Source organism: Marinobacter sp. JSM 1782161, assembly GCF_011421605.1.
In the GTDB taxonomy this organism is placed as follows: domain Bacteria; phylum Pseudomonadota; class Gammaproteobacteria; order Pseudomonadales; family Oleiphilaceae; genus Marinobacter_A; species Marinobacter_A bohaiensis.
This window is the reverse complement of the sequence record NZ_WSSA01000002.1, coordinates 1,005,480-1,028,944: the sequence shown is the minus strand read 5'-3', so window position 1 is coordinate 1,028,944 and position 23,465 is coordinate 1,005,480. Positions and strand designations below refer to the sequence as shown.

Genomic DNA, 23,465 nt, shown 5'->3' with positions numbered 1-23,465 from the left:
TTGTTGAAACGTGTCTTTCTCTCTGGCCTGTTGTTGCTGGTACTGGTTATCGGCGCTGCGGGCATCTGGCTCTGGCAGGGTTTCAAGACCCTGGAAAAACCGGTGACCCTGGCCCAGCCGGTGCTGTTTGAAGTTGCTCCCGGCAGCAGCTTCAGTGGCGTGGCGCGCCAGCTTGAGCAGCGAGGGCTGCTGGACGATTCCCTGTGGTTGCGTCTCTGGGGGCGCTTGCATCGGGATCGGAATCTGGTCCAGGCGGGAACCTACGAGTTCACCGGTGGCGATACCGCGCTGACCATGGTCGACAAAATGGTGAGTGGCGACACCAAGACCTGGCAGGTGCAGTTCATCGAGGGCTGGCGCTTCCGCGACCTTCGCAAAGCGCTGGCGGCGCACGGCCATCTGACCCGCGAGCTGACCGGCCTTTCGGATGAAGACGTGATGGCCAGGCTGGGGCATCCGGACCAGCATCCCGAGGGGCGCTTCTTTCCGGATACCTATGTGTTCACCGGGCATGAGTCCGATCTGGATATCCTGCGGCGCGCCTACGATCGGATGCAGTCCATTCTTGATGAAGAATGGGCTGGTCGCGCCGACGATCTGCCGTACGAGTCTGCCTATGAGGCGCTGATCATGGCCTCCATTGTCGAGAAGGAAACCGGCGTGCCCCGGGAACGCGGCCAGATTGCCGGTGTTTTCGTGCGCCGGCTGGAGAAGGGCATGCGCCTGCAGACCGACCCCACGGTGATCTACGGTATGGGGGATGACTACGACGGCAACATCACCCGCCGGAATCTGCGTACCACGACGCCCTACAACACCTACCGGATTGCCGGCCTGCCGCCCACGCCCATCGCCCTGCCGGGCCGGGAGGCGATTCATGCCGCCCTGCACCCGGAAGAGGGTGATACCCTGTATTTTGTGGCCCGGGGCGATGGCTCGCACGTGTTCTCGCGAACCTTCCGGGAACACCAGAATGCGGTCCGTCAGTACCAACTCCAGCGGCGTGATGACTATCGCTCATCGCCGCCATCCAGCGAGGCGGAGCAGGAATGAGTCGCGGTCGTTTCATTACCTTTGAAGGTACCGAAGGGGTTGGCAAGTCGACTCAGCTCCGCTTTGCCGAGGAGTGGCTGAAGCAGCGTCAGGTAGACGTTGTGGTCACCCGCGAACCTGGCGGTACGCCGCTGGCGGAAACCATCCGCGAGGTCCTGCTGGCGCCGCGCGATGAGCGTATGGATGACCTGACCGAACTGCTGCTGGTGTTCGCCGCTCGTGCGCAGCATCTGAACCAGTTGATCCGTCCTCACCTCGCCGCCGGGCGCTGGGTGCTGTGCGACCGCTTTACGGACGCGACATACGCGTATCAGGGCGGCGGTCGCGGGCTGTCGATACAGGCCATCGAGCAGCTCGAGAACCTGGTCCAGGGCGCGATGCGGCCGGATCACGTGGTCCTGCTGGATGCTCCGGTCGAAGTGGGGATGGCGCGGGCCCGCAAGCGGGGCGAGCTGGATCGCTTCGAACAGGAAGCGGTGGACTTTTTCGAGCGCATTCGCCGGACCTACCTGGCACGAGCAGAACAATGGCCGGCGCGCTATCACGTTCTCGATGCCGCCCAGACCGTCGAGTGTGTCAGCGCGTCGCTCGGCGCTGCCCTGACGCGTATCCTGGGCGACTCCGCTGACTGAACGGCCTCACCGCCTGCCATCGCCGCTTTCAATGCCCACGACCTGAATGTCTGCTACGCTTTCAGCGTGTGAGCAAATAATAATCAGCCGTCTTTCGCGCCAGCCCAGTGCGCGTCTCATCGGATGGTGAACGATACGGAGCCAGCCGTCCCTTTCGTCCCTGTATGCAGTCGATGACTCCGGCCCTCGAGCCGCGAAGCATGGAGGGAAAGGATCATGTCCAAAGCGATAGTCGTTTGCTGCGATGGCACCTGGAATCAGGTGGGTGGCAAGCCCGCGCAGCCCGCATCGTCCAATGTGCTCAAGTGTGTGCGTGGCCTCAAGGCCCACTCCGGCCGGCGTGACCAGGTGGTCTACTACGACGATGGCCTGGGGAATGGCGGCCGTCTCGATCGATGGCTGGCCGGCCTTTTCGGCAACGGTATGACCGCCAGTCTGCTGCAGGCCTACCGCTTTATTGCCAATAACTGGGCCCCCAGCGACGATATTTACCTGCTCGGGTTCAGCCGCGGTGCCCATTGCGTGCGTCGACTGGCCGACTTTATTCATGTGATGGGACTGATCGGCAAGTCGGAGTTGCACCATCTGCCGGACGCCCACCGCTGGTACCGTGCGGAGTCCGGGGCCGAACGGAGCCGGCTACCGCGCGCTGCGCTGGTGGAGGAGTTGAGGCAGTCGAGCCGTCGAATCCCGGTCCGCTTCCTGGGAGTGTTCGACACCGTTGGTGCGAACGGGCTGCCGGTGCCCGGTTTGAGGCGATGGTCAAAAGACCGGATCGGGTTCCACGATACCCATCTGTCAGATTCCGTATCCTATGCCGTTCAGGCCATGGCGATTGACGAATGTCGCACGCCGTTCCGGCCGGACCTCTGGACCCACTCCAGCTCGGAAACGTCGCATCAGGCGGCAACCCTGTCGCATCATACGCTCCAGGTCTGGCTACCGGGTATGCACGGTGATGTCGGTGGCGTCGTCACGGAGTGCGGTCTGTCGGAGCTGGCGTTGCAGTTCATGATCGGCCAGGCCAACCAGCATGGGCTGGAATGGCAGCTGGGAGGCATTTTTTCCACCGATCCGGACGATCGCATCGCGGCGCCAATAGGCGACAGTGTCAGTGCGCTTTACCGGCTGATGGGGGATTATCATCGGCCGATCGGTGCGGTCCAGCGTGAAGCGCAGGGCCTGGCGCCGGCGATCACCGAGAAGCTCCATGTGGCCGCCGTGGAGCGTCTGGAGATGGGGGTGCCGATTCACAACCGGCATAACCTGGAGCGGGCTCTGGCGGCGGAGACTCCGATCTACCATGAACGACGCCACCTGCGCCTGACGGTACCGGAATCCCTGTCGGTGGCCGATATGCCGGATGTGGGGGAAGTCTGCACGCTGGTCGACATGTCGGAGTCCGGAGCACGCTTGTACTACAGTGGCAACGGCTCGGTAGCGGCCGGCGGCGAAGTGCGGCTGCGCCATCCGCGCATCGGCGATCGTACCGCCCGGGTACGTTGGTGCAGCGGCAGCGAGGCGGGTGTCGAGTTCGCGGCGTGAGCGCGTGGCGCAGGTGATTCGCGTTTGCAGATGTGTTTAAATGGGCGACAATCTTTCCGACGGTCCGGCCCCGGTTATGTTGAGCGCGCGAGTTCTGAAGCTCCCAGAAAATGCCTGTCAGCACGAGCACGAGCACCATCAGGTGGTGATTGGCCTGCAAGGGGCATCCGGCCTGGCGGGGCAGGGTTGGGGCGTCGATCTGGACAGCCGGCGTGCCTGCCTGGTGCCGACAGAAACCACCCATGATTATTACGGCAACGATGACAATCACGTCCTCGTGATCGATCTCGACCCTCACGTGCCGGCCCTTTCCAATCCCCGTCATGCGGATTACGACCGTCTGGCGCCGCTGTTTGACCGCCCCTTCCACCTGGACATGGATAACCGGCTACAGAGCCTGATCCACCTGTGCGCGTCGGAACTCAACCTGGCCCCGGACAACCGTTCCATGCATGAGCATTTTGCGTCCGGCATCATCCACTGCCTGTCGCAGCGCCTGGGTAACGGTAACCAGCCGCGTCGCAAACGGCAGACCCTGGATACGTCAGCCATACGCCGTTTCGTGCGCCAGAACCTGCACCGTAAGATCACCATCCGGGACCTGGCCGGTGAAGCGTGCCTGAGCGTGAGCCGTTTCCACGAGACCTTCCGTGAGATGACTGGCATGAGCCCGCATCAATACATCATTCACGCCAGGCTCGAACGTGCTACCGAGCTGCTTGGGGAGCCGCGACTTTCACTGGCCGAGATCAGCCTGAGAACCGGGTTCTCCAGCCAGGGCGCGCTGACCAACGCCATGAAAAAGTATCGGGGCATTACCCCGTCGGCGTTGCGTTGAGATGACAAACGTCATCCAAACAGGGTTGAACGTACTTTTTTGCAAAAAAATCGTAGTTTCCTGCAAGCCGTACGGGCTTTCCCTGACTACATTAGCGGACTAGGTTCGGACCTTTTCAAGCCGCGTCTTTCCGGTTGTCGGTCGTTCGCCCCGGGTGAGGGGCATCACTGCGGAAGGGCCGTTCCACCAGCCTGCCATTGACGCCATGATCCCTCAGTGGCGCCGGCAGGGCATCGATTGTCGAAAGGCAGTGTTCTGGTTCCGGTCATTTGTGCTGAACCGGCCATGAAATCCCGCAGACGGTTGGTCCGGGACCGCTACGGGAAACAGGCGCAGTCTTACTTGCGCTTTGTCACGCAAAACCCGGACATAAAACACGACATCAGTCGGAAGGAATGCGTTATTGCTCTCTGGACGCAAAAACAGTCTAGAGTACAAGGGTGTAGGCCGACTTCTTCAAGCCGGGGGCTGGAAGAGGGCTGAAAGTGCCAATAACGCATCGCACCACGCTGTATCCGGGCGGGTGTGAAAGGACCATAAAAAGAAGTTCTTTTTACTAGCGGACGGGGAGAATCACCAGATGGTGGGAAGTAACGTCGGGGTCACTGTGACCTTTATTATCTACATCCTGTTGATGCTGGCCATTGGCTACATCGCATGGAAACGCACATCCAACCTGTCGGATTACGTTCTGGGTGGCCGGAGTCTCGGCCCCATGCCGTCGGCTCTGAGTGCCGGCGCGTCCGACATGAGTGGTTGGTTGCTGCTGGGCCTGCCGGGCTACGCGTACGCAGCCGGTTACGAGGCAATCTGGATTGCGGTTGGGCTGCTGGTTGGCACCTGGCTAAACTGGCTGATCGTGGCGCGTCGTCTGAGAACCTACTCGCTGGCTGCGGGTGACTCTCTGACACTGCCGTCCTACTTCGAGAATCGTTTCGAAGACAAGAGCCGTATCCTGCGGATCATCTCCGCGTTCTTCATCCTGCTGTTCTTCCTGTTCTACACCAGCTCCGGTCTGGTTGCAGGCGGCAAGCTGTTTGAAACGGTTTTCGGCATCGATTACACCAACGCCGTGATCATCGGCACGGTGGCTGTGGTGTCCTACACCTTCTTCGGTGGCTTCCTGGCGGTTGTCTGGACCGATGTCATCCAGGGGCTGTTGATGTTCGCCGCGCTGCTGCTGGTGCCCATCATGGCCATTAACGCCGATGGCGGCTGGTCTGCCACCCAGGCAGCAATGGAAGCCAAGAACCCGGAATTCCTGAGCGCCTTTACCAGCGCTGACGGCAGCGCCATGACCGTGATGGGCATCCTGTCCCTGCTGGGCTGGGGTCTGGGTTACTTCGGTCAGCCGCACATCCTGGCGCGCTTCAAGGCGATCCGCAGCGAGAATGACATCCCGACGGCCCGTCGCATTGCCGTGGTCTGGAGTGGTCTGGGCCTGCTGGGTGCGCTGCTGGTTGGCTTCTCCGCCATCGGCTATTTCGAGACGCCGTTGGAAGATGGCGAGCGTGCCTTCATGCTGCTGGTCGATGCGCTGTTCCACCCGGTCATCGCCGGTGTCCTGCTGGCCGCTATCCTGGCCGCGATCATGAGCACCGCCGACTCCCAGCTGCTGGTGTCCTCTTCCGCACTGGCCGAGGACTTCTACAAGGCGCTGTTCCGCCGTGAAGCGTCTCAGAGCGAGCTGGTCTGGGTGGGTCGTTTCGCCGTTGTCGGTATTGCTGTGGTGGCCTGCGCACTGGCGTTCAACCCGGACAGCAAGGTACTGGAGCTGGTGTCCTACGCATGGGCCGGTTTCGGCGCGGCCTTCGGCCCGGCACTGATCCTGTCGCTGTTCTGGAAGCGTATGACCCGTCTGGGCGCGCTGGCCGGCATCATCGTTGGCGGTGTGACCGTTGTGGTCTGGGGCAACCTGTCCGGCGGCATCCTGGATCTGTACGAAATCATTCCAGGCTTCATCCTCGCCACCATCGCCATTGTCGTGGTGTCTCTGGCCACGCCGGAACCGTCCCAGGAAATCCAGGACGGCTTCGACAAGGTCATGGGCAGATGACTCTGGCCTGACCGGGTGAATGCTCCCGGTGTGAAATGAGAAGGGGCGCCCGGCGGGCGCCCCTTTTTTGTGTCCGCTGTTCTTTTTGCGTTTCCCTTTCTTTTCGCTTTATGCCCTTAAAAAGTGCGGGATATGACCGACTTATGTCGTAGCTCCTCCCATGGCACTTGTTTGCGTGCACGTCTATTCTCAGTGAACGCATGCAGATCTCATTGATAAGTCCAATAAAAGGAGAGCACGACATGGTTAAGCGCCAGTTCCTGAAATCGATCATCGGAATGGCTGCCGCTGTGAGTCTCGGCGTCACCGGTTCGGTTCAGGCGGAAGGGAATTATGTCATGGGCACGGCGACCACCGGCGGTACCTATTATCCGGTGGGTGTGGCCCTGTCGACCCTGATCAAGGTGAAGCTGGAACCCAAGACCGGAATTTCCGTGTCTGCCATCAGCTCTGCCGGCTCCGCGGAAAACCTCAAGCTGATGGACGAGGACCAGGCCCAGTTCGGCATCCTGCAAGGGCTATACGGGGCCTGGGCCTGGAAGGGCACGGGGCCAGTGCCGAAGGCCTACAAGAACCTGCGCTCGGTATCGATGCTGTGGCAGAACGTGGAACACTTTGTGATCCGCAAGGAGCTGGCCAAGACCGGCACCATTGAGGACATGACCAATCTCTACGGCAACAGCTTTTCCATCGGTGCCCGCAATTCCGGGACTGAGGGCTCCGGGCGCTTTATTCTTGGCGCGCTGGGCGTGGATGTCGGCAAGATGGACCTGGCCTACCTGGGTTACGGACCCAGCGCCGACGCCCTGCAGAACGGCAACATTGACGGTATGAACATCCCGGCGGGGGTGCCGGCCTCGGCGGTCACTCGCGCCTACGCCAACCTGGGTGGGGAAATCACCACACTGGATGTGACCGAGGAGCAGCTGGCCCGCGTCAACAGCGAGTTTGAGTTGTGGACGCCGTACGAGATTCCTCCGGAAACCTATCCCAACCAGACCCAAACGATTAACACCATTGCCCAGCCCAACATTCTGGCGGTGCGGGCGGATGTGTCGGAGGATGACGTCTACCAGATCACCAAGACCATCTACGCCAACCTGCCGTTCCTGAACAACATCCATCCGGCGACCAAAGCCATGGCCCTGGAAAAGGCGATCGCCGGTCTGCCCATGCCGTTGCATCCGGGGGCCGCGCGATTCTACAAGGAGCAGGGCATCGAGATCCCGGACCGTCTGATCGCGCAGTAACGGAGCGGCCCCGGGGCCGCATCATTCCTTGGACGGGGCCCGCCGCTGAAGCCGGCCCCGTCGTGGTTGGGGGTCAGAGTGACATCGAACGACGAACGGCCGGGTGAACCGGCCAACGCATCATCCTCCCTGGACAAGATCCGCGACGAAAGCACACACGAGGCCAGTGATCGGCTGGAGCATCCCATACTGGGGCGGGTGATCTTTGTCCTGGCGATCGTCATTGCCATTTCGCACCTGTACTTCAACACGGTCTCCACTCTGTCGGAGCTGTGGATCTCCGCCTTGCACTTCGGTCTGTTCGGGCTACTGTGCACGCTCACTTTGCCGATGATCCACGCCAGCTCCGCCGGTGGGCGGCGACTGGTGTTTGCGCTCGACGTTGTGCTCGGGCTGGCGGCACTGGGTTGTGCCCTGTACCTGATTGGCTTCGAGGATGCGCTCTACGCCCGTGGTGTGACTTTTTCCACCTGGGACTGGATCGTGTCGATCACGGCGGTGGCCCTGATCCTGGAATTCGCCCGCCGCACGACCGGCTGGTTCATTCCCTGCCTGTGCATCGTCGCGCTGACCTACGTGGGCTGGTGGGGCCAGTACGTCGAAGGGCTGTTCAACTTTCCCGGTCTGAGCTGGGAGACCGTGCTGTTCCGCTCCTACATGGGCGGGCAGGGCATGCTGGGTTCGATCGCCCGGATTTCATGGACTTACGTCTTCATGTTCATCCTGTTCGGCGCCTTTCTCGTCAAATCCGGTGCCGGGGATTTTATTGTCGAACTGGCACGCTGCGCCGCCGGGCGCTTCGTGGGCGGGCCCGGCTTTGTGGCGGTGTTTTCTTCGGGGCTGATGGGTTCGGTCTCCGGCTCCAGCGTGGCCAATACCGTGTCCACCGGTGTGATCACCATTCCCCTGATGCGCAAAGCCGGTTTCCCGGCGCGCTTTGCTGCTGGTGTCGAAGCGGCCGCGTCGACCGGCGGGCAGCTGATGCCGCCGGTGATGGGGGCAGGGGCGTTTATCATGGCGTCCTACACCCAGGTGTCCTACCTCACAATCATTGCCGTTGCAGCGCTTCCGGCGCTGCTGTATTTCCTGTCCGTTGCCATGTTCGTGCGCATTGAAGCCAAACGCAGCCATGCGGTGAAGCTTGAGGACGAAGAAGAGAACATGCCGACCCTGAAAGAGGTCATGAAGGATGGCTGGCACTACCTGCTGCCGCTGGTGGTTCTGGTTGCCGCTCTGGTGTATGGGTTCACGCCCACCTACGCGGCGGGTATTGCGATCCTTTCGGTGATCGCCGCGTCCTGGGTGTCGTCCAAGCCGATGAAGATCCCGGATATCCTGGAGGCCATGGCCCAGGGCTCGCGTAATATCGTGACCACGGCCATCCTGCTGATCACGGTCGGCCTGATCGTCAATGTGGTATCGACCACCGGGATTGGCAATACCTTTTCGCTGATGATCACCGACTGGGCCGGCGGCAGCCTGCTGGTGACGATCGTCCTGGTGGCGTTGGCCTCGCTGATCCTGGGGATGGGGCTGCCGGTGACCGCGGCCTACATCGTATTGGCGACCCTTTCGGCGCCGGCCATCTACGGGCTGATCGCCCAGAGCCAGCTGTTGGATCTGATGGTCGCGGGCAACCTGCCGGAACAGGCCAAGGCGGTATTCATGATCGCCGCACCCGACCAGTTCAACCTGCTCAACGCGCCCATGGACCCGGCCACGGCCCGGCAGATGCTGGCAGCGGTGCCGGACACCTTCAGTTCGCAATTGCTGGAGCAGGCGCTGTCGCCCCACGCCATCAGCATGGCGCTGGTGTCGGCCCACATGATCATCTTCTGGTTGTCCCAGGACTCCAACGTGACGCCACCAGTGTGCCTGACCGCGTTTGCCGCGGCCGCCATTGCCGGCACCCCGCAGATGCGCACTGGCTTCACCGCCTGGAAGATCGCCAAGGGGCTGTACATTGTGCCGTTGCTGTTCGCCTATTCGCCGCTGATATCCGGTGATCTTGTTGAGATGCTTCAGGTTTTCCTGTTCGGTCTGTTCGGGATCTATGCCATTATTGCCGGTCTGGAAGGGTATCTGGAGCACCGTCTGGGGTGGCTGCTACGGCTGCTGATGTTCCCGGTGGGCGCGCTGATGCTGTGGCCGCACGGAATGCTGTGGGTCGACGTCGCGGGCCTGGTGATTTTCCTCGGCCTGCTGGTCTGGAGCAGTCGCCGGGGCAGGAGGGTGCCCGCAACCGTATGACGTAGAACGCCATCAGGGAGGGGCCGGCGGATGAGTGCAGTGGAACTGGTTGGACTGGTCCTGATCGGTGGCGTCGCGGGATTCATCAACGTCCTGTCGGCGGGCGGTTCGATGCTGACCCTGCCGATGCTGATGTTCCTGGGTTTACCGCCGCAAGTGGCCAATGGCACCAACCGCGTGGCCATCACCCTCCAGAGCATCTCGGCCGTGGGGAGCTTCCGACGCCAGGGGCAGGGCAACTGGTCGATCAGCCTGCGTCTGGCGATCCCCGCGATTCTCGGCTCGCTGCTCGGGGCCTGGCTGGCGACCGGCGTGTCCGACGCGGTGTTCGAAGCGGTTCTGGTGGTGGCAATGGTGGGCGCGTCGGTGTTCATGCTGATGCCCCAGCCACGGCTGGATACCCGGCCGCTGACCGCGGACCGGCTGTCGCCGCTGATCTACCTCGCGCTGTTCGTGATCGGTGTCTACGGCGGTTTCATCCAGGTCGGCGTGGGCGCACTGTTCATCGTTGTGCTTTACCGGATGCTGCGCATCGACCTGCGTCAGGTCAACGTCCTGAAAGTGGCCATCGTGCTGCTGTACATGATCCCGGCGCTGCTGGTCTTCGCCTTCAGCGGCCAGGTTCGCTGGGGTGTCGGCCTGTTGCTGGGACTGGGCAACATCACCGGCGCCATGATCGCGGTCAAGGTCAACATGGGGCCGCGCGGCGCCCAGTGGATCAAATGGTTGACCCTGGCCATGGTGGCGGCGATCCTCGTTCGTCTGATCGTGTACTGAGCTGTCTGACAGGCCTGTTTTCAAAGAATCATTCTGCAAGAGGAGCCCGATGATGAAAGCCGTGGTGATTGAGGAATTCGGCGGCCCCGAGGTGTTTGTCGAGCGCGACGTGAACACCCCCGAGCCGGGCCCCGGCCAGGTGCGTATCCGCGTGGTGGCGTCCAGCCTGAATCCTATCGAGACCAAGATACGCTCCGGTTTCGTCAAGTCCGGCCCGGCCATGCCGGCCATTCTCAACGGCGACGTCGCTGGGGTTGTCGATAAGGTTGGCGCTGGCGTGAGCGGCCTGGTCGAAGGCGACGAGGTGTTCGGCTGCGCCGGCGGCGTGAAGGGCTGGCAGGGCGCCCTGGCGGACTACATGATTGCCGATGCCCGTGTGCTGGCCAAACGCACGCCGGACATGACGCTGCCGCTGGAAGAGTGTGCCGCATTGCCGCTGGTCTTCCTGACGGCCTGGTCGGCGCTGGCGGATCGTTCCGGGCTTCAGTCCGGCGAGCACGCGCTGATCCATGCCGGCACTGGCGGCGTGGGGCACGTGGGGATCCAGATCGCCAAATACCTCGGCGCGCGAGTCAGCACCACGGTGTCGACGCCCGAGAAGGCGGAGCTGGCCCACTCCCTGGGGGCGGATGACATCATCCACTACCGTGACGAGTCGGTCACGGACTATGTCGAACGGCTGACGGACGGGAAGGGCTTTGATCTGGTGTTCGACACGGTCGGCGGGGAAAACCTCGACAGATCCATTGAAGCCACCGGTATCGCCAGGCGCCTGTGCTCGATCAACACCCGCTCCACCCACGATCTGTCGCAACTGCACGCCAAGAGCCTGAGCCTGCACGTGGTGTTCCGCTCGATTCCGTTGCTGCACGGCATCGGCATGGACGACCAGCCGCGCATGGTGGGTCACATGGAGCAGATGCTGCGTGACAACGCCGTACGGCCGCTGCTGGACAGCCAGAGGTTTGCGTTCCGTGACGTCGGCGCCGCCCATCGTCGCCTGGAGGCCGGCGAAGCCACCGGCAAAATCCTGCTGTTGCGGGATTGACGATCCGCCCCCTGCGGCCCGGTCATCCGGGTCGCTCCTTCCCCAAGTCCTTGACTCCCTGTAATTCGCACGTCTCCGGACTGGCTGCTAGTCTGAAAATCAGAAGAGCTGGCCATTCAGGCCACTACCAGCCTTGACCGGTGTAAACGATGACGCAGACATCGACGGCGCTGATCGCCGAATACTGGGGCATTGGCGTTTTTATTCTTGCCGTACTGGGCCTGTGCGCCTTTATGATCGTGGCGTCCGCCTTCCTCGGAGGCCGGAGCCGCGGTCGCAGTAAGGACCTTCCTTTCGAATCCGGCATCATCGGCGCCGGATCCGCGCGCCAGCGCTTTTCCGTCAAGTTTTACCTGGTGGCCATGCTGTTTGTCATTTTCGACATCGAGGCGGTGTTCCTGTTTGCCTGGGCGGTGTCCATCCGGGAAGTGGGGTGGACTGGCTTCTGGGGCGCCACGATATTCATCGTGATCCTGCTGGCCGGGCTGCTCTACGACAGCCGGGTCGGGGCGTTGGAGTGGGCGCCCAGGCGCCGCCAGCCCAAGTGACCGGCGGACGGCGGGCCACGGGATCAAATCCTGTGCGAATCGGAGCGGGGGACTGAAATGGGCTATACCCTGACCAGTGCGGAAGACGCCACCGCGGATTCTGATCGTTATCCATTGGGGCAGCGTCGCCGGGTGCCAGACCCGGTCAAGCAGCAACTGGAGCGCAACGTCTTCACCGGCAAGCTGGAAGACGTTCTGAATTCGGTCGTCAACTGGGGGCGCAAGAATTCCCTGTGGCCCTACAACTTCGGCCTGTCCTGCTGCTACGTTGAAATGACCACCGCCTTCACGTCCCCGCACGACATAGCCCGTTTCGGATCCGAAGTGATCCGCGCCTCGCCGCGCCAGGCGGATTTCATGGTCATTGCCGGCACCTGCTTCATCAAGATGGCGCCGGTGATCCAGCAGCTCTACGACCAGATGCTCGAGCCAAAGTGGGTGATTTCCATGGGCTCCTGCGCGAATTCCGGGGGCATGTACGACATCTACTCGGTGGTGCAGGGCGTCGACAAGTTCCTGCCGGTGGATGTCTACGTGCCGGGTTGCCCGCCGCGGCCGGAAGCGTTTCTGCAGGGGCTGCAACTGCTGCAGGACGCCATCGGCCAGGAACGGCGGCCGCTGTCCTGGGTGGTCGGAGACCAGGGCGTTTACCGGGCGGAGATGCCGTCCCAGCGGGAGCGCCACCGGGATCGCCGCATCCAGGCCACGGAGCTGCGCAGCCCCGACCATCTCTAGTCGACGAAGCAACGCGATCGATCTTTCCTTCGGGAGGCGTATCGATGAGTGTAGTGACGCCCGTCCACGGGCCAACGCAGGCGAATGACACCGACGACCCGGTGCTGGAGGCGCTCGGCCAGCATCTGGGGCCGGCGTCTCTGCGTGGCCAGTGCACGCTGACCGGCATGCCGGTGGTCTGGGTGTCCCGCGATCGCATTGTTGAGGCCCTGCGTTTCCTCAAGACCATGCCCGACGGCTTCACCATGCTCTACGACCTGTCCGCCGTGGACGAGCGCCTGCGCGGTCAGCGGCAGGGGTTGCCGGCGTCTGATTTCACCGTGTTCTATCACCTGCTGTCGGTGCACCGGAACCGGGACGTCATGCTGAAAGTGGCGTTGTCCGAGGATGACCTGTCGATCCCCACCTGCACGCCGGTGTTCCAGAACGCGAACTGGTACGAGCGGGAGATCTGGGACCTGTTCGGTATCGACGTGGCGGGCCATCCGCGTCTGGTCCGGATCCTGATGCCGCCCACCTGGCAGGGGCACCCCCTGCGCAAGGACTATCCCGCCCGGGCCACCGAGTTCGATCCCTACACCCTGACGGTGGCGGGCCAGGACGCCGAGCAGGAAGCGTTGCAGTTCCAGCCGGAGGACTGGGGCATGCAGCGCGAGCGTGCCGGCAGCGAGTTCATGTTCCTCAACCTGGGGCCCAATCACCCGTCGGCACACGGTGCCTTCCGGGTGGTGTTGCAGCTCGACGGCGAAGAGGTGGTCGACTGCGTGCCGGACATCGGCTATCACCACCGGGGCGCCGAAAAGATGGCCGAGCGTCAGTCCTGGCACAGTTTTATTCCCTACACCGACCGCATCGACTATACCGGCGGCGTGATGAACAACCTGCCGTACGTGTTGGCGGTGGAGAAGCTCGCGGGCATTGCGGTGCCGGACCGGGTCAAGGTGATCCGGGTGATGATGGCCGAGATGTTCCGCATCACCAGCCACCTGTTGTTCCTGGGGACCTACCTGCAGGATCTGGGGGCGATGACGCCGGTGTTCTTCACCTTCAGCGATCGCCAGCGGGCGTACAAGGTTATTGAAGGCATCACCGGTTTTCGCATGCATCCGGCCTGGTATCGCATCGGCGGGGTGTCCCAGGACCTGCCCAAAGGCTGGGCGTCGCTGGTGCAGGAATTCCTCGACTGGATGCCCACCCGCCTGCGGGAGTACGAACGCGCCATGATGGAGAACGCCATCGTCCGCGAACGCACCCGGGACATCGCCGCTTTCAGTGCCGCCGAAGCGTTGGAGTGGGGCGTGACCGGGCCCAACCTGCGCGCCACAGGCTGCAACTTCGACCTGCGCAAGCAGCGGCCCTATTCCGGCTACGACCAGTTCGATTTCGAAGTGCCGTTGGGCACCCGCGGCGATGTATTCGATCGTGGGCAGCTGCGCATCGAGGAAATGCGCCAGAGCCTGCGCATCATCCAGCAGTGCGTCGACGATATGCCCGCCGGGGATTACAAGGCCGACCACCCGCTGACCACGCCGCCGCCCCGGGACCGCATGTTGCAGCACATCGAGACGCTGATTACCCATTTCCTGCAGGTGTCCTGGGGACCGGTGCTCAAGCCCAACGAATCCTGCCAGATGATCGAGGCCACCAAGGGCATCAACAGCTACTACCTGACCAGCGACGGCAGTACGACCAGCTACCGCACGCGTATCCGGACCCCGAGCTTCCCCCACCTGCAGCAGATTCCGGCGGTGATGCGCGGCGGCTTCGTGCCCGATCTCATTGCCCATCTGGGCAGCATCGACTTTGTCATGGCGGACGTGGACCGATGAGGGAGGCGATGGAACCGACAACGACAATCGCCCGCGACGGTTTCGCGATTGAGCCGACGGACCGGGACGCGATCCTGCGTGAGCGGGCGCACTACGAACAGCCCCAGGCCGCCTGCATCGAAGCGTTGAAGATCATCCAGCGCCGGCATGGCTGGGTGCCGGATAACGCCATACCGGCCATCGCGGATCTGCTGGGCATCGCCCCGGCGGCGGTGGAAGGCGTGGCCACCTTCTACAGCCTGATCTTTCGCCAGCCGGTGGGGCGCCACGTAATCCTGCTTTGCGACAGCAGCTCCTGCTTCCTGACGGATTACGAGGGCCTGCGCGATGCCTTCATTGAGCGGCTGGGCATCGGTTTCGGTCAAACCACCGGCGATGGCCGTTTCACCCTGCTGCCGGTGTGCTGCCTGGGTGCCTGCGACCGTGGTCCGGCGCTGATGATCGACGACGACACCTTCGGCCCCGTGGGGCCGGGCGATCTCGACCAACTGCTGGAGGGCTACCCATGACCGACGCCCTGCAACGTCTGCGCTACCGCTGCCAGCTGCATCAGAGCGCCGGCGAGCGGCGCGAGGACACCCACCCGCTGACCTGGCGCCTGCACGATGACGGCACACCGCTGGACCTGGCGGATTATCGCGCGCGGGACGGCTACGCGGCGGTCGAGACCGTCCTCCGACAGCAGTCGCCGGACGACGTGATCGACACCATGAAAGCGGCCAACGTGCGCGGTCGCGGCGGTGCGGGTTTCTCCGCCGGCGTCAAATGGAGCCTGACGCTCCGGGGCGATGGCGTGCCGCGCGGCTACATCGTCTGCAATGCCGACGAGATGGAGCCCGGTACCTTCAAGGATCGCCTGCTGATGGAGCAGATTCCGCACCTGCTCATCGAGGGCATGATCCTCGCGGCCTACGCCAACCATGCGCGCTACGGCTACATCTTCCTGCGCGGGGAGTATATGGAGGCGGCCCGGTCGATCACCCGCGCCCTGGCCGAAGCCCGGGACGCCGGCTGGCTGGGGTCGGATGTTGCCGGCAGCGGTTTCGATTTCGACATTGCCCTTCACACCGGCGCCGGGCGCTACATCTGCGGCGAAGAGACGGCGTTGATCAACTCGCTGGAAGGGCACCGGGCCAATCCCCGCGCCAAGCCGCCGTTTCCGGGCCAGTCCGGCGCCTGGGGCAAGCCCACCGTGGTCAACAACGTGGAAACCCTATGCAACGTACCGGCCGTGATGCGCCATGGGGCGGACTGGTACCAGGGGCTGTCCGGCCATCTCAGCGACGATGGCGGCACCAAGCTTTACGGCGTGTCCGGTCGGGTCAACCGGCCCGGGCTGTGGGAATTGCCCATTGGGACGCCGGGCACCGAGATCATGGAGCGCGCTGGCGGCGTCGTGGATGGCCAGCACCTCAAGGCCTGGCTGCCGGGTGGTGGCAGTACGGGCTTTCTGCTGCCGGAGCACCTGGAGCTGGGGCTGGATTTCGACACCATCGGTCAGGCGGGCAGCCGCATGGGAACCGGGCTGCTGACGGTGGTGACCGACCAGCAGAGCATCGTATCGCTGATGCGTAACCTGGAGCAGTTCTTTGCCCGGGAATCCTGCGGCTGGTGCACGCCGTGCCGTGACGGCCTGCCCTGGACGGTCAGGCTGTTGCAGGCCCTTGAGCGTGGCGAAGGTGAGCGCGGCGACCTGGAGATGCTCGACAAACTGGCCGATGACCTGGGCCCGGGCAAGACCTTCTGCGCCCACGCGCCGGGCGCGGCGATGCCCCTGGCGAGTGCGCTCCAGTATTTCCGTCATGAGTTCGAACAGGGCGTTCGTTACGAGCCTGGACCGGCCCATGCCGATCCCATTCCGGTTGGGGAGGCCTAGGCCATGGCGACGATTCATGTGGACGGTCAGGCGTTTCAGGTCGATGGGGCCGACAACCTGCTCCATGCCTGCCTGTCGCTGGGGCTGGATATCCCGTACTTCTGCTGGCACCCGTCCATGGGCAGCGTCGGCGCGTGTCGTCAATGTGCCGTCAAGCAATTCAAGGATCAGGACGACGATCGAGGTATGCTGGTCATGGCCTGTATGACGCCAGCGTCCGACCAGACCCGCATTGCCATCGACGACGAGGAGGCGCGGGAGTTCCGCGCCAGCGTCATCGAGTGGCTGATGACCAACCATCCCCACGATTGCCCGGTGTGCGAGGAGGGCGGTCACTGCCACCTGCAGGACATGACGGTCATGACCGGCCACGACCGCCGGCGTTACCGGTTCCGCAAACGCACCCATCGCAATCAGTACCTCGGGCCTTTCATTGCCCACGAGATGAATCGCTGCATCGCCTGCTACCGGTGCGTGCGCTTCTACCGGGACTACGCCGGCGGCACGGATCTGGGGGCTTTTGGCGCCAACAACAACGTCTACTTCGGGCGCTACGCCGAGGGCACGCTGGAGAGCCCTTTCTCCGGCAACCTGACCGAAGTCTGCCCCACCGGCGTGTTCACCGATCAGACCCACAGTGAGCAGTACACGCGTAAATGGGACCTGCAGTTCGCCCCCAGCATTTGCCACCAGTGCGCGGTAGGCTGCAACACCAGCCCGGGGGAGCGCTATGGTGACATTCGCCGCATCGAGAATCGCTATCACGGCGACCTGAACCGTTTCTTCCTGTGTGACCGTGGGCGTTTTGGTTATGGCTACGTCAATCGCGACGACCGTCCCGCCCAGCCGCATTGGCGGGCGCAGCCGGGCGAAGCGCCGGTCGCGTTGGAGGTAGACGCGGCGCTGGACCGGGCGGCGGACGCCCTGCGCGATGCCTATCGGGTGATCGGCGTGGGGTCGCCCCGGGCCAGCCTGGAGAGCAACCACATGCTGCGGGAGCTGGTCGGGGCTGAAAGTTTCTCCACCGGTATCGCCGCGGATGAACTGGCGTGCCTGAACCGGATGCAGCAGGTGCAGCGGACGTGCGGTCTGGAAACACCGAGCCTGCGAGACGTGGAGCAATGCGATGCGGTGCTGGTTCTGGGCGAGGACTTGATCGAGAGCGCGGCGCGGCTGGGGCTTTCGGTTCGCCAGTCGGTGCTGGGACGACGCGAGGCGCTGGCGCAGGACCGTGGGATTCCTGCCTGGAACGCCGAAGCGGTGATGACCTTAGCGCAGGACGCCCGCCATCCGCTGTTCCTGGCTTATCCCGTGGAAGGCGGGCTGGACAGTCTGGCTACGGCCAGTTTCCGGCGGTTGCCGGACAGCATTGCTCGACTGGGGCAGGCAATTGCGCACCGCATCGACCCGGCGTCGCCGGCGGTGCCCGACCTGGACAGCGTGACCGGGAGTCAGGCGCAGCGGGTCGCCGATGCCTTGCTGGCGGCCGAGCGCCCGCTTGTGATCAGCGGGGGATCGCTGGGCTCGACCGCCATCATCGATGCCGCTGGCAACATCGCCCGGGCCCTGTCCCGGCGTGCCCGCCGGGGCGGGTTGCTGCTGGTGCGGCGAGAGGTGAACAGCACCGGCCTGGCGCTGCTCGGTGGCCAGTCGCTGGACTGGGCGCTGGCGGAGTTGGCCGAGGATCGCGCCGATGCGCTTGTGGTGCTGGAAAACGACCTTTACCAGCGTCTGCCACAGCAACGGGTGAATGCCGCGTTATCCCATGCCCGTGCGCTGGTGGTTCTGGACCACCAGCGCACACGAACCCTGGAACGGGCGAGCCTGGCGCTTCCGGCGGCCAGTTTCGCTGAGGCGGACGGGACCGTGGTCAACCTGGAAGGCCGGGCCCAGCGCTTCTTCCAGGTGTACGATCCGGCCTATATCCGGCCGCAAACCCGGATCCGTGAAAGCTGGCGCTGGCTGCACGCGCTGGGGCAGGGGCTGCGGCGGGAGCCGCCGGGCGATGTCACCCTGGATCAGGTGATCGACGATTGCGTCCGCCGCCATCCGGCCCTGGCGGGAATCCGCGAGGCCGCGCCGGGTGCTGACTTCCGCATTCGCGGGGTGAAGCTGGCCCGGGAACCTCATCGCTATTCCGGCCGCACCGCCATGCGCGCGCACCTGAGCGTATCCGAACCGCGCGCGCCGCAGGATCCGGATTCGCCGTTCGCTTTTTCCATGGAAGGCTATAACGGATTCGACCGGCCGCGGCAGGAAGTCGCCTTTGCCTGGGCACCGGGCTGGAACTCGCCCCAGGCCTGGAACAAGTTCACCGATGAAGTGGGCGGCCACCTGCGCGCCGGGGATCCCGGCATCCCCCTGATCCCGCTTAAGCCGGGGCGCTACGATTACGCCGAGCTGTTGCCCGACGACGATACGGCGGCCGTTACGGGGCAATGGCGCGTGCTGCCGCTGCCGCGGCTGTTCGGTGGCGAGGAAACCTCGTCCCGCGCCGGCCCGATCCAGCAGCGCACCGCCCCGGCCCGGGTGACACTGCCGGCCGGCGACGCCGATGCCCTGGGGGTGCATGACGGCGAACACGTGCGCCTGGCAAACGGGCAGGGCCAATGGGTGCTTTCCGCGCGGTTGGACCCGGATTGTCCTGCCGGCTGGGTGCTGGTGCCTGCGGGAGTCGACAGCGCGCTGGTGTCAGGTTGCACGGTGACACTGGAACCGGTGCCTCGTTCCGGCGGGGAGGCGATGGTATGAGTTGGCTCAGCCCCACCCTGGTAGCCAGTGCGATCGCGGTGTTCCAGGCCATCGCGATCCTGCTCGCTGTGGTGTTGCTGGGCGCGGTGATGACGGTGGTGGAACGCCGTCTGCTGGGGCTCTGGCAGGATCGTTACGGCCCCAACCGGGTGGGCCCGTTTGGCTCTCTCCAGCTGGTGGCGGACATGATCAAGATCTTCTTCAAGGAGGACTGGATTCCGCCGTTCGCCGATCGCTCCCTGTTCCTGCTGGCGCCGGCCATTGCCATGGCGTCCCTGCTGCTGTCGTTTCTGGTGATTCCCATCACACCCGGCTGGGGCGTGGCGGACCTCAATATCGGCCTGCTGTTCTTTTTCGCCATGGCGGGCATTAACGTCTACGCGGTGCTGTTTGGCGGCTGGGCCAGTGGCAACAAGTACGCGCTGCTGGGGGCCATGCGCGCGTCCGCCCAGACCCTGTCCTACGAGGTGTTCATGGGGCTGGCGCTGATGGGGGTGGTCGGCCTGGCCGGCTCGTTCAACATGCGCGAGATCGTCCAGGCCCAGGAAGGCATGTGGTTCATCGTGCCCCAGTTCTTCGGTTTCTGCACCTTCCTGATCGCCGGGATCGCGGTAACGCACCGTCATCCTTTCGATCAGCCCGAGGCGGAGCAGGAACTGGCGGACGGCTACCACATCGAGTTCTCCAGCATGAAATTCGGCATGTTTTTCATCGGCGAGTATGTGGGCATGGTGCTGATCTCGGCACTGCTGGTGACGCTCTTCTTCGGCGGCTGGCATGGGCCCTGGCTGCCGCCGTTTGTCTGGTTCGCCCTGAAGACGGCGTTCTTCCTGATGCTGTTCGTTCTGCTGCGGGCGTCTCTGCCCCGGCCGCGCTATGACCGCGTCATGAGTTTCGGCTGGAAAGTCTGCCTGCCGCTGACCCTGATCAATCTGCTGGTGACCGGCGCGGTGATCCTGGCGGGATCGCCGGCCTAGGAGGCTGCACATGCTGACATGGCTGATAAAGGGGACCTGGAGCCAACTGCGGACGCTGGGCATGGTGTTCATGCACGGGTTCCGCAAACGGGAGACCCTCAGCTACCCGGACGAACCGGTGCCGCTGCCGCCGCGCTACCGGGGGCGCATCGTGCTGACCCGTGATCCGGACGGGGAGGAGCGCTGCGTGGCCTGCAACCTGTGCGCGGTGGCCTGTCCGGTGGACTGCATCTCGCTGCAGAAAGGGGAGAAGGACGACGGTCGCTGGTACCCCGAGTTTTTCCGCATCAATTTCTCCCGCTGCATTTTCTGCGGTATGTGCGAGGAAGCCTGCCCGACGTCGGCGATCCAGCTGACGCCGGATTTCGAGATGGCGGAGTACGACCGCCAGGAGCTGGTTTACGAAAAGGAAGACCTGTTGATCAACGGTACCGGCAAGGATCACGACACCCATTTCTACCGGGTGGCCGGGTTGTCCATCGCCGGCAAGGACAAGGGCAAGGCCCTGAACGAGGACGAACCGGTGGACGTCAAGGGCCTGCTGCCCTGAGCACAGGCGTCGGGTGCCAAGGCGCGCATCGAATCGGAAGAGGAGTCCGTCATGGAGCTGGCTTTCTATCTCAGTGGCCTGGTGGCGATCCTGGCGACCCTGGGAGTGATCACCGGGACCAACGCCGTGCACGCGTTGCTGAACCTGATCGTGTCCCTGATCGCGGTGGCCATGGTGTTCTTCGCCCTGGGGGCGCCGTTTGCCGGTGCCCTGGAGATCATCGTTTACGCGGGGGCCATCATGGTGCTGTTCGTGTTCGTGGTGATGATCCTCAACCTGGGGCAGGGCGCGACGGAGCAGGAGCGGCTCTGGCTGCAGGCGCGCACCTGGGTGCTGCCGGCGCTGCTGTCGCTGGCCCTGCTGGCGATCCTGGTCTTTACCTTGTGGCAGGGGGATACCGGGCAGCGCATTGAGGGCGAGACCCTCACCGCCAAGGCGGTGGGTACGACGCTGTTCGGCCCCTGGCTGCTGGTGGTGGAGCTGGCCGCCATGCTGCTGCTGGCCGCCCTGGTGACCGCCTCCCATGTGGGGCGTACGGTACCGTTGCAGCGGGATGAGCGGGGAGGCCCATCATGAGCGGTATTCCCATGGAGCACGGCCTGGTGTTGGCGGCGATCCTGTTCGCCCTGGGGCTGGCGGGCCTCATGTTCCGACGCAACATGGTCTTTGTGCTCATGAGTCTGGAAGTGATGCTCAATGCCACCGGCCTGGCGTTCATCGTCGCGGGCACCGCCTGGGGGCAGCCCGAGGGCCAGGCGATGTTCCTGCTGGTGATCACCCTGGCGGCGGCGGAAGCCAGCGTCGGGCTGGCGCTGCTGATCCAGCTCTACCAGCGCTTCCGCTCGCTCGACACGGACGCGGCCAGCAGGATGCGCGGATGATGCAGGGACTGCTGCCACTGACCTTCCTGTTGCCCCTGGCGGGCTGCCTGATCCTGGCCTTTGCCCATCGCCGGCTCGGCGAGCGCGCCAGCGGGTTGATCGGCTACACTAGCGTCGGGCTGGCGGCCCTGGCCACGGCGGTGGTAACGCTGGGCTTCCTGGCCGGGGATGAATCGCCGCAGCGGCTGACACTCTGGACCTGGATCGAGGTGGGGGATTTTCAGCCGACCATCGGTCTGTGGCTGGACGGGCTGTCGGTGACCATGCTCGGCGTGATCACCGGGGTGGGCTTCCTGATCCACCTGTTCGCCGCCTGGTACATGCGCGGCGAGGCCGGCATCACGCGGTTCTTCGCGTACATGAATCTGTTCGTGTTCAGCATGGTGCTGCTGGTGCTGGGGGACAACCTGCTCCTGCTGTTCCTGGGCTGGGAGGGCGTGGGCCTGTGCAGTTACCTGCTTATCGGCTACTACTACGAGAATGCCGCCAACGGCGCCGCGGCGTTCAAGGCGTTCGTAGTGACCCGCATCGGTGATGTGTTCCTGGCCATCGGCCTGTTCCTGATCTTTGCCGAGCTGGGCACGCTGGATATACCGGCCATTCTCGAAAAAGCGCCGCAAGTCTGGTCGGTTGGCGACCCGGTGGCCGAGCTGGCGGCCCTGCTTCTCTTGGGCGGGGCGCTGGGCAAGTCCGCCCAACTGCCGCTGCACACCTGGCTGGCGGACGCCATGGCCGGGCCCACGCCGGTGTCGGCTTTGATCCACGCCGCCACCATGGTCACCGCCGGGGTGTACCTGATTGCCCGCATGCACGGCCTGTTCGAGCTGGCGCCCCAGGCCCTTTACCTGGTGGGCGTCATCGGTGCGCTGACGCTTCTGGTGGCCGGGTTTGCGGCGCTGGCGCAGACGGACATCAAACGGGTGCTGGCGTACTCCACCATGAGCCAGATTGGTTACATGTTCCTGGCCCTGGGCGTTGGCGCCTACGGGGCGGCCATTTTTCACCTGATGATCCACGCATTCTTCAAGGCGCTGCTGTTCCTGTCTGCGGGCGCTGTCATCATCAACTGCCACCACGAGCAGGAGATGCCGCGTCTCGGCGGCCTGTGGCGGCGCCTGCCCATTCCCTACGCTGGCTTCCTGGTTGGCGGCGCGGCGCTGGCGGCTCTGCCGTTGGTGACGGCCGGCTTCTACAGCAAGGACGAGATCCTCTGGGAGGCCTTCGCCGGCGCCAATAACGGGCTCCTGATGGCCGGCCTCGTGGGCGCGCTGCTGACGTCGCTCTACACGCTGCGGCTGATCGTCGGCACTTTCCACGGCAAGCCGGGCAGTGATCACGCGCGGGAGGCTGAACCCGGCCGAGGCGTGTTGCACGGTCTGCCGCTGGTGGTGCTGATGGTGTTGTCCACGTTTATCGGGGCGCTGATCACGCCGCCCCTGGCCTCGGTCCTGCCCCTGGGGCCCGGCGCCTATTCTGAATCCGGGCATACGGTTCTGGAGCTGCTGGCATCGGCGACGGCCCTGGCCGGACTGGCGCTGGGGGTGTGGCTGTTCCTGTTCCGCCGGGACTGGCTGGCCGCGCAGGTCCGGCTGGGCGTCGGCGCCTGGCTGTGGGATTTCTGGCATCACGCCTGGCGGTTTGATGGGCTGTTCGATCGTTTGCTGGTTCGCCCCTACAAGACGCTGGTGCGCTGGCTGCGCAGCGATCTGGTGGATGCGCTGCTGATGCTGCCGGCATGGCTGGCGCGGACGTTCAACGGCGGGCTGACACGGACCCAGACCGGCCGGCTGCGGACCTACGCGTCTTCCATGGCACTGGGGGCGACTCTGGTACTGCTGATCCTGGCGATGGGCTATTGAGGCGTTCACC

The 23,465-nt window shown here is 64.1% G+C and carries 20 protein-coding genes; all 20 read left to right on the top strand.

Annotated elements, in window-relative coordinates; all coding sequences use genetic code 11:
• The 20 genes from mltG (at position 1) to nuoL (ending at position 23,455) form a co-directional block, all read left to right on the top strand.
• A complete protein-coding gene (gene mltG, locus GQB00_RS04490) occupies positions 1-1,053 on the top strand; it encodes an endolytic transglycosylase MltG (protein WP_111495864.1) in 1,053 nt (350 codons plus the stop codon).
• Positions 1,050-1,685 (top strand): dTMP kinase, encoded by a 636-nt coding sequence (gene tmk / locus GQB00_RS04485; protein WP_165855348.1) that lies wholly within the window; start codon positions 1,050-1,052, stop codon positions 1,683-1,685. The genes mltG and tmk overlap by 4 nt, the downstream gene beginning before the upstream one ends.
• A 216-nt stretch (positions 1,686-1,901) precedes the next feature.
• The gene (locus GQB00_RS04480) at positions 1,902-3,230 is read left to right on the top strand and encodes a phospholipase effector Tle1 domain-containing protein (protein WP_165855347.1); all 1,329 of its coding nucleotides are present in this window, start codon (positions 1,902-1,904) and stop codon (positions 3,228-3,230) included.
• A 40-nt stretch (positions 3,231-3,270) separates the two neighbouring features.
• A complete protein-coding gene (locus GQB00_RS04475; RefSeq protein ID WP_323127246.1) occupies positions 3,271-4,068 on the top strand; it encodes an AraC family transcriptional regulator in 798 nt (265 codons plus the stop codon).
• A gap of 583 nt (positions 4,069-4,651) precedes the next feature.
• Positions 4,652-6,124 carry a sodium/proline symporter PutP gene (putP, locus tag GQB00_RS04470; RefSeq protein WP_416234151.1) on the top strand — a complete coding sequence of 491 codons (1,473 nt, stop codon included), beginning with the start codon at positions 4,652-4,654 and terminating at the stop codon, positions 6,122-6,124.
• Positions 6,125-6,366: 242 nt separating this feature from the next.
• Positions 6,367-7,374: a TAXI family TRAP transporter solute-binding subunit gene (locus tag GQB00_RS04465; RefSeq protein WP_165855345.1), complete on the top strand. Its 1,008-nt coding sequence runs from the start codon at positions 6,367-6,369 to the stop codon at positions 7,372-7,374.
• Positions 7,375-7,452: 78 nt separating this feature from the next.
• Positions 7,453-9,624: a TRAP transporter permease gene (locus GQB00_RS04460; protein WP_165855344.1), complete on the top strand. Its 2,172-nt coding sequence runs from the start codon at positions 7,453-7,455 to the stop codon at positions 9,622-9,624.
• A 30-nt stretch (positions 9,625-9,654) separates the two neighbouring features.
• Complete coding sequence (locus tag GQB00_RS04455) at positions 9,655-10,401, top strand: sulfite exporter TauE/SafE family protein (RefSeq protein ID WP_165855343.1); 747 nt, start codon at positions 9,655-9,657, stop codon at positions 10,399-10,401.
• Positions 10,402-10,450: 49 nt separating this feature from the next.
• The gene (locus GQB00_RS04450) at positions 10,451-11,449 is read left to right on the top strand and encodes a zinc-dependent alcohol dehydrogenase family protein (protein WP_228276666.1); all 999 of its coding nucleotides are present in this window, start codon (positions 10,451-10,453) and stop codon (positions 11,447-11,449) included.
• Positions 11,450-11,598: 149 nt separating this feature from the next.
• Complete coding sequence (locus GQB00_RS04445) at positions 11,599-11,997, top strand: NADH-quinone oxidoreductase subunit A (RefSeq protein WP_165855342.1); 399 nt, start codon at positions 11,599-11,601, stop codon at positions 11,995-11,997.
• Between the two features lie 57 nt (positions 11,998-12,054).
• Complete coding sequence (locus tag GQB00_RS04440) at positions 12,055-12,732, top strand: NuoB/complex I 20 kDa subunit family protein (protein WP_111495872.1); 678 nt, start codon at positions 12,055-12,057, stop codon at positions 12,730-12,732.
• A gap of 44 nt (positions 12,733-12,776) precedes the next feature.
• Complete coding sequence (nuoC, locus tag GQB00_RS04435; protein WP_165855341.1) at positions 12,777-14,561, top strand: NADH-quinone oxidoreductase subunit C/D; 1,785 nt, start codon at positions 12,777-12,779, stop codon at positions 14,559-14,561.
• A gap of 8 nt (positions 14,562-14,569) precedes the next feature.
• Entirely contained in the window at positions 14,570-15,070 is a 501-nt protein-coding gene (gene nuoE, locus GQB00_RS04430) for an NADH-quinone oxidoreductase subunit NuoE (RefSeq protein WP_111495874.1), read from the top strand.
• Complete coding sequence (gene nuoF / locus GQB00_RS04425; RefSeq protein ID WP_165855340.1) at positions 15,067-16,437, top strand: NADH-quinone oxidoreductase subunit NuoF; 1,371 nt, start codon at positions 15,067-15,069, stop codon at positions 16,435-16,437. Before nuoE ends, nuoF begins: the two co-directional genes overlap by 4 nt.
• 3 nt (positions 16,438-16,440) lie before the next feature.
• A complete protein-coding gene (gene nuoG, locus GQB00_RS04420) occupies positions 16,441-19,188 on the top strand; it encodes an NADH-quinone oxidoreductase subunit NuoG (protein ID WP_165855339.1) in 2,748 nt (915 codons plus the stop codon).
• Positions 19,185-20,165, top strand: a complete 981-nt coding sequence (nuoH, locus tag GQB00_RS04415; RefSeq protein WP_111495877.1) for an NADH-quinone oxidoreductase subunit NuoH — start codon at positions 19,185-19,187, stop codon at positions 20,163-20,165. Before nuoG ends, nuoH begins: the two co-directional genes overlap by 4 nt.
• A gap of 10 nt (positions 20,166-20,175) precedes the next feature.
• On the top strand, positions 20,176-20,715 hold the full coding sequence (gene nuoI, locus GQB00_RS04410; RefSeq protein WP_165855338.1) for an NADH-quinone oxidoreductase subunit NuoI: 540 nt from the start codon (positions 20,176-20,178) through the stop codon (positions 20,713-20,715).
• Positions 20,716-20,766: 51 nt separating this feature from the next.
• Complete coding sequence (gene nuoJ, locus GQB00_RS04405; RefSeq protein ID WP_165855337.1) at positions 20,767-21,291, top strand: NADH-quinone oxidoreductase subunit J; 525 nt, start codon at positions 20,767-20,769, stop codon at positions 21,289-21,291.
• Positions 21,288-21,596, top strand: coding sequence for an NADH-quinone oxidoreductase subunit NuoK (gene nuoK / locus GQB00_RS04400; protein WP_111495879.1), 309 nt, complete (start codon positions 21,288-21,290; stop codon positions 21,594-21,596). Before nuoJ ends, nuoK begins: the two co-directional genes overlap by 4 nt.
• Positions 21,593-23,455 (top strand): NADH-quinone oxidoreductase subunit L, encoded by a 1,863-nt coding sequence (gene nuoL / locus GQB00_RS04395; protein WP_165855336.1) that lies wholly within the window; start codon positions 21,593-21,595, stop codon positions 23,453-23,455. The genes nuoK and nuoL overlap by 4 nt, the downstream gene beginning before the upstream one ends.
• The last annotated feature ends 10 nt before the right edge of the window (positions 23,456-23,465 follow it).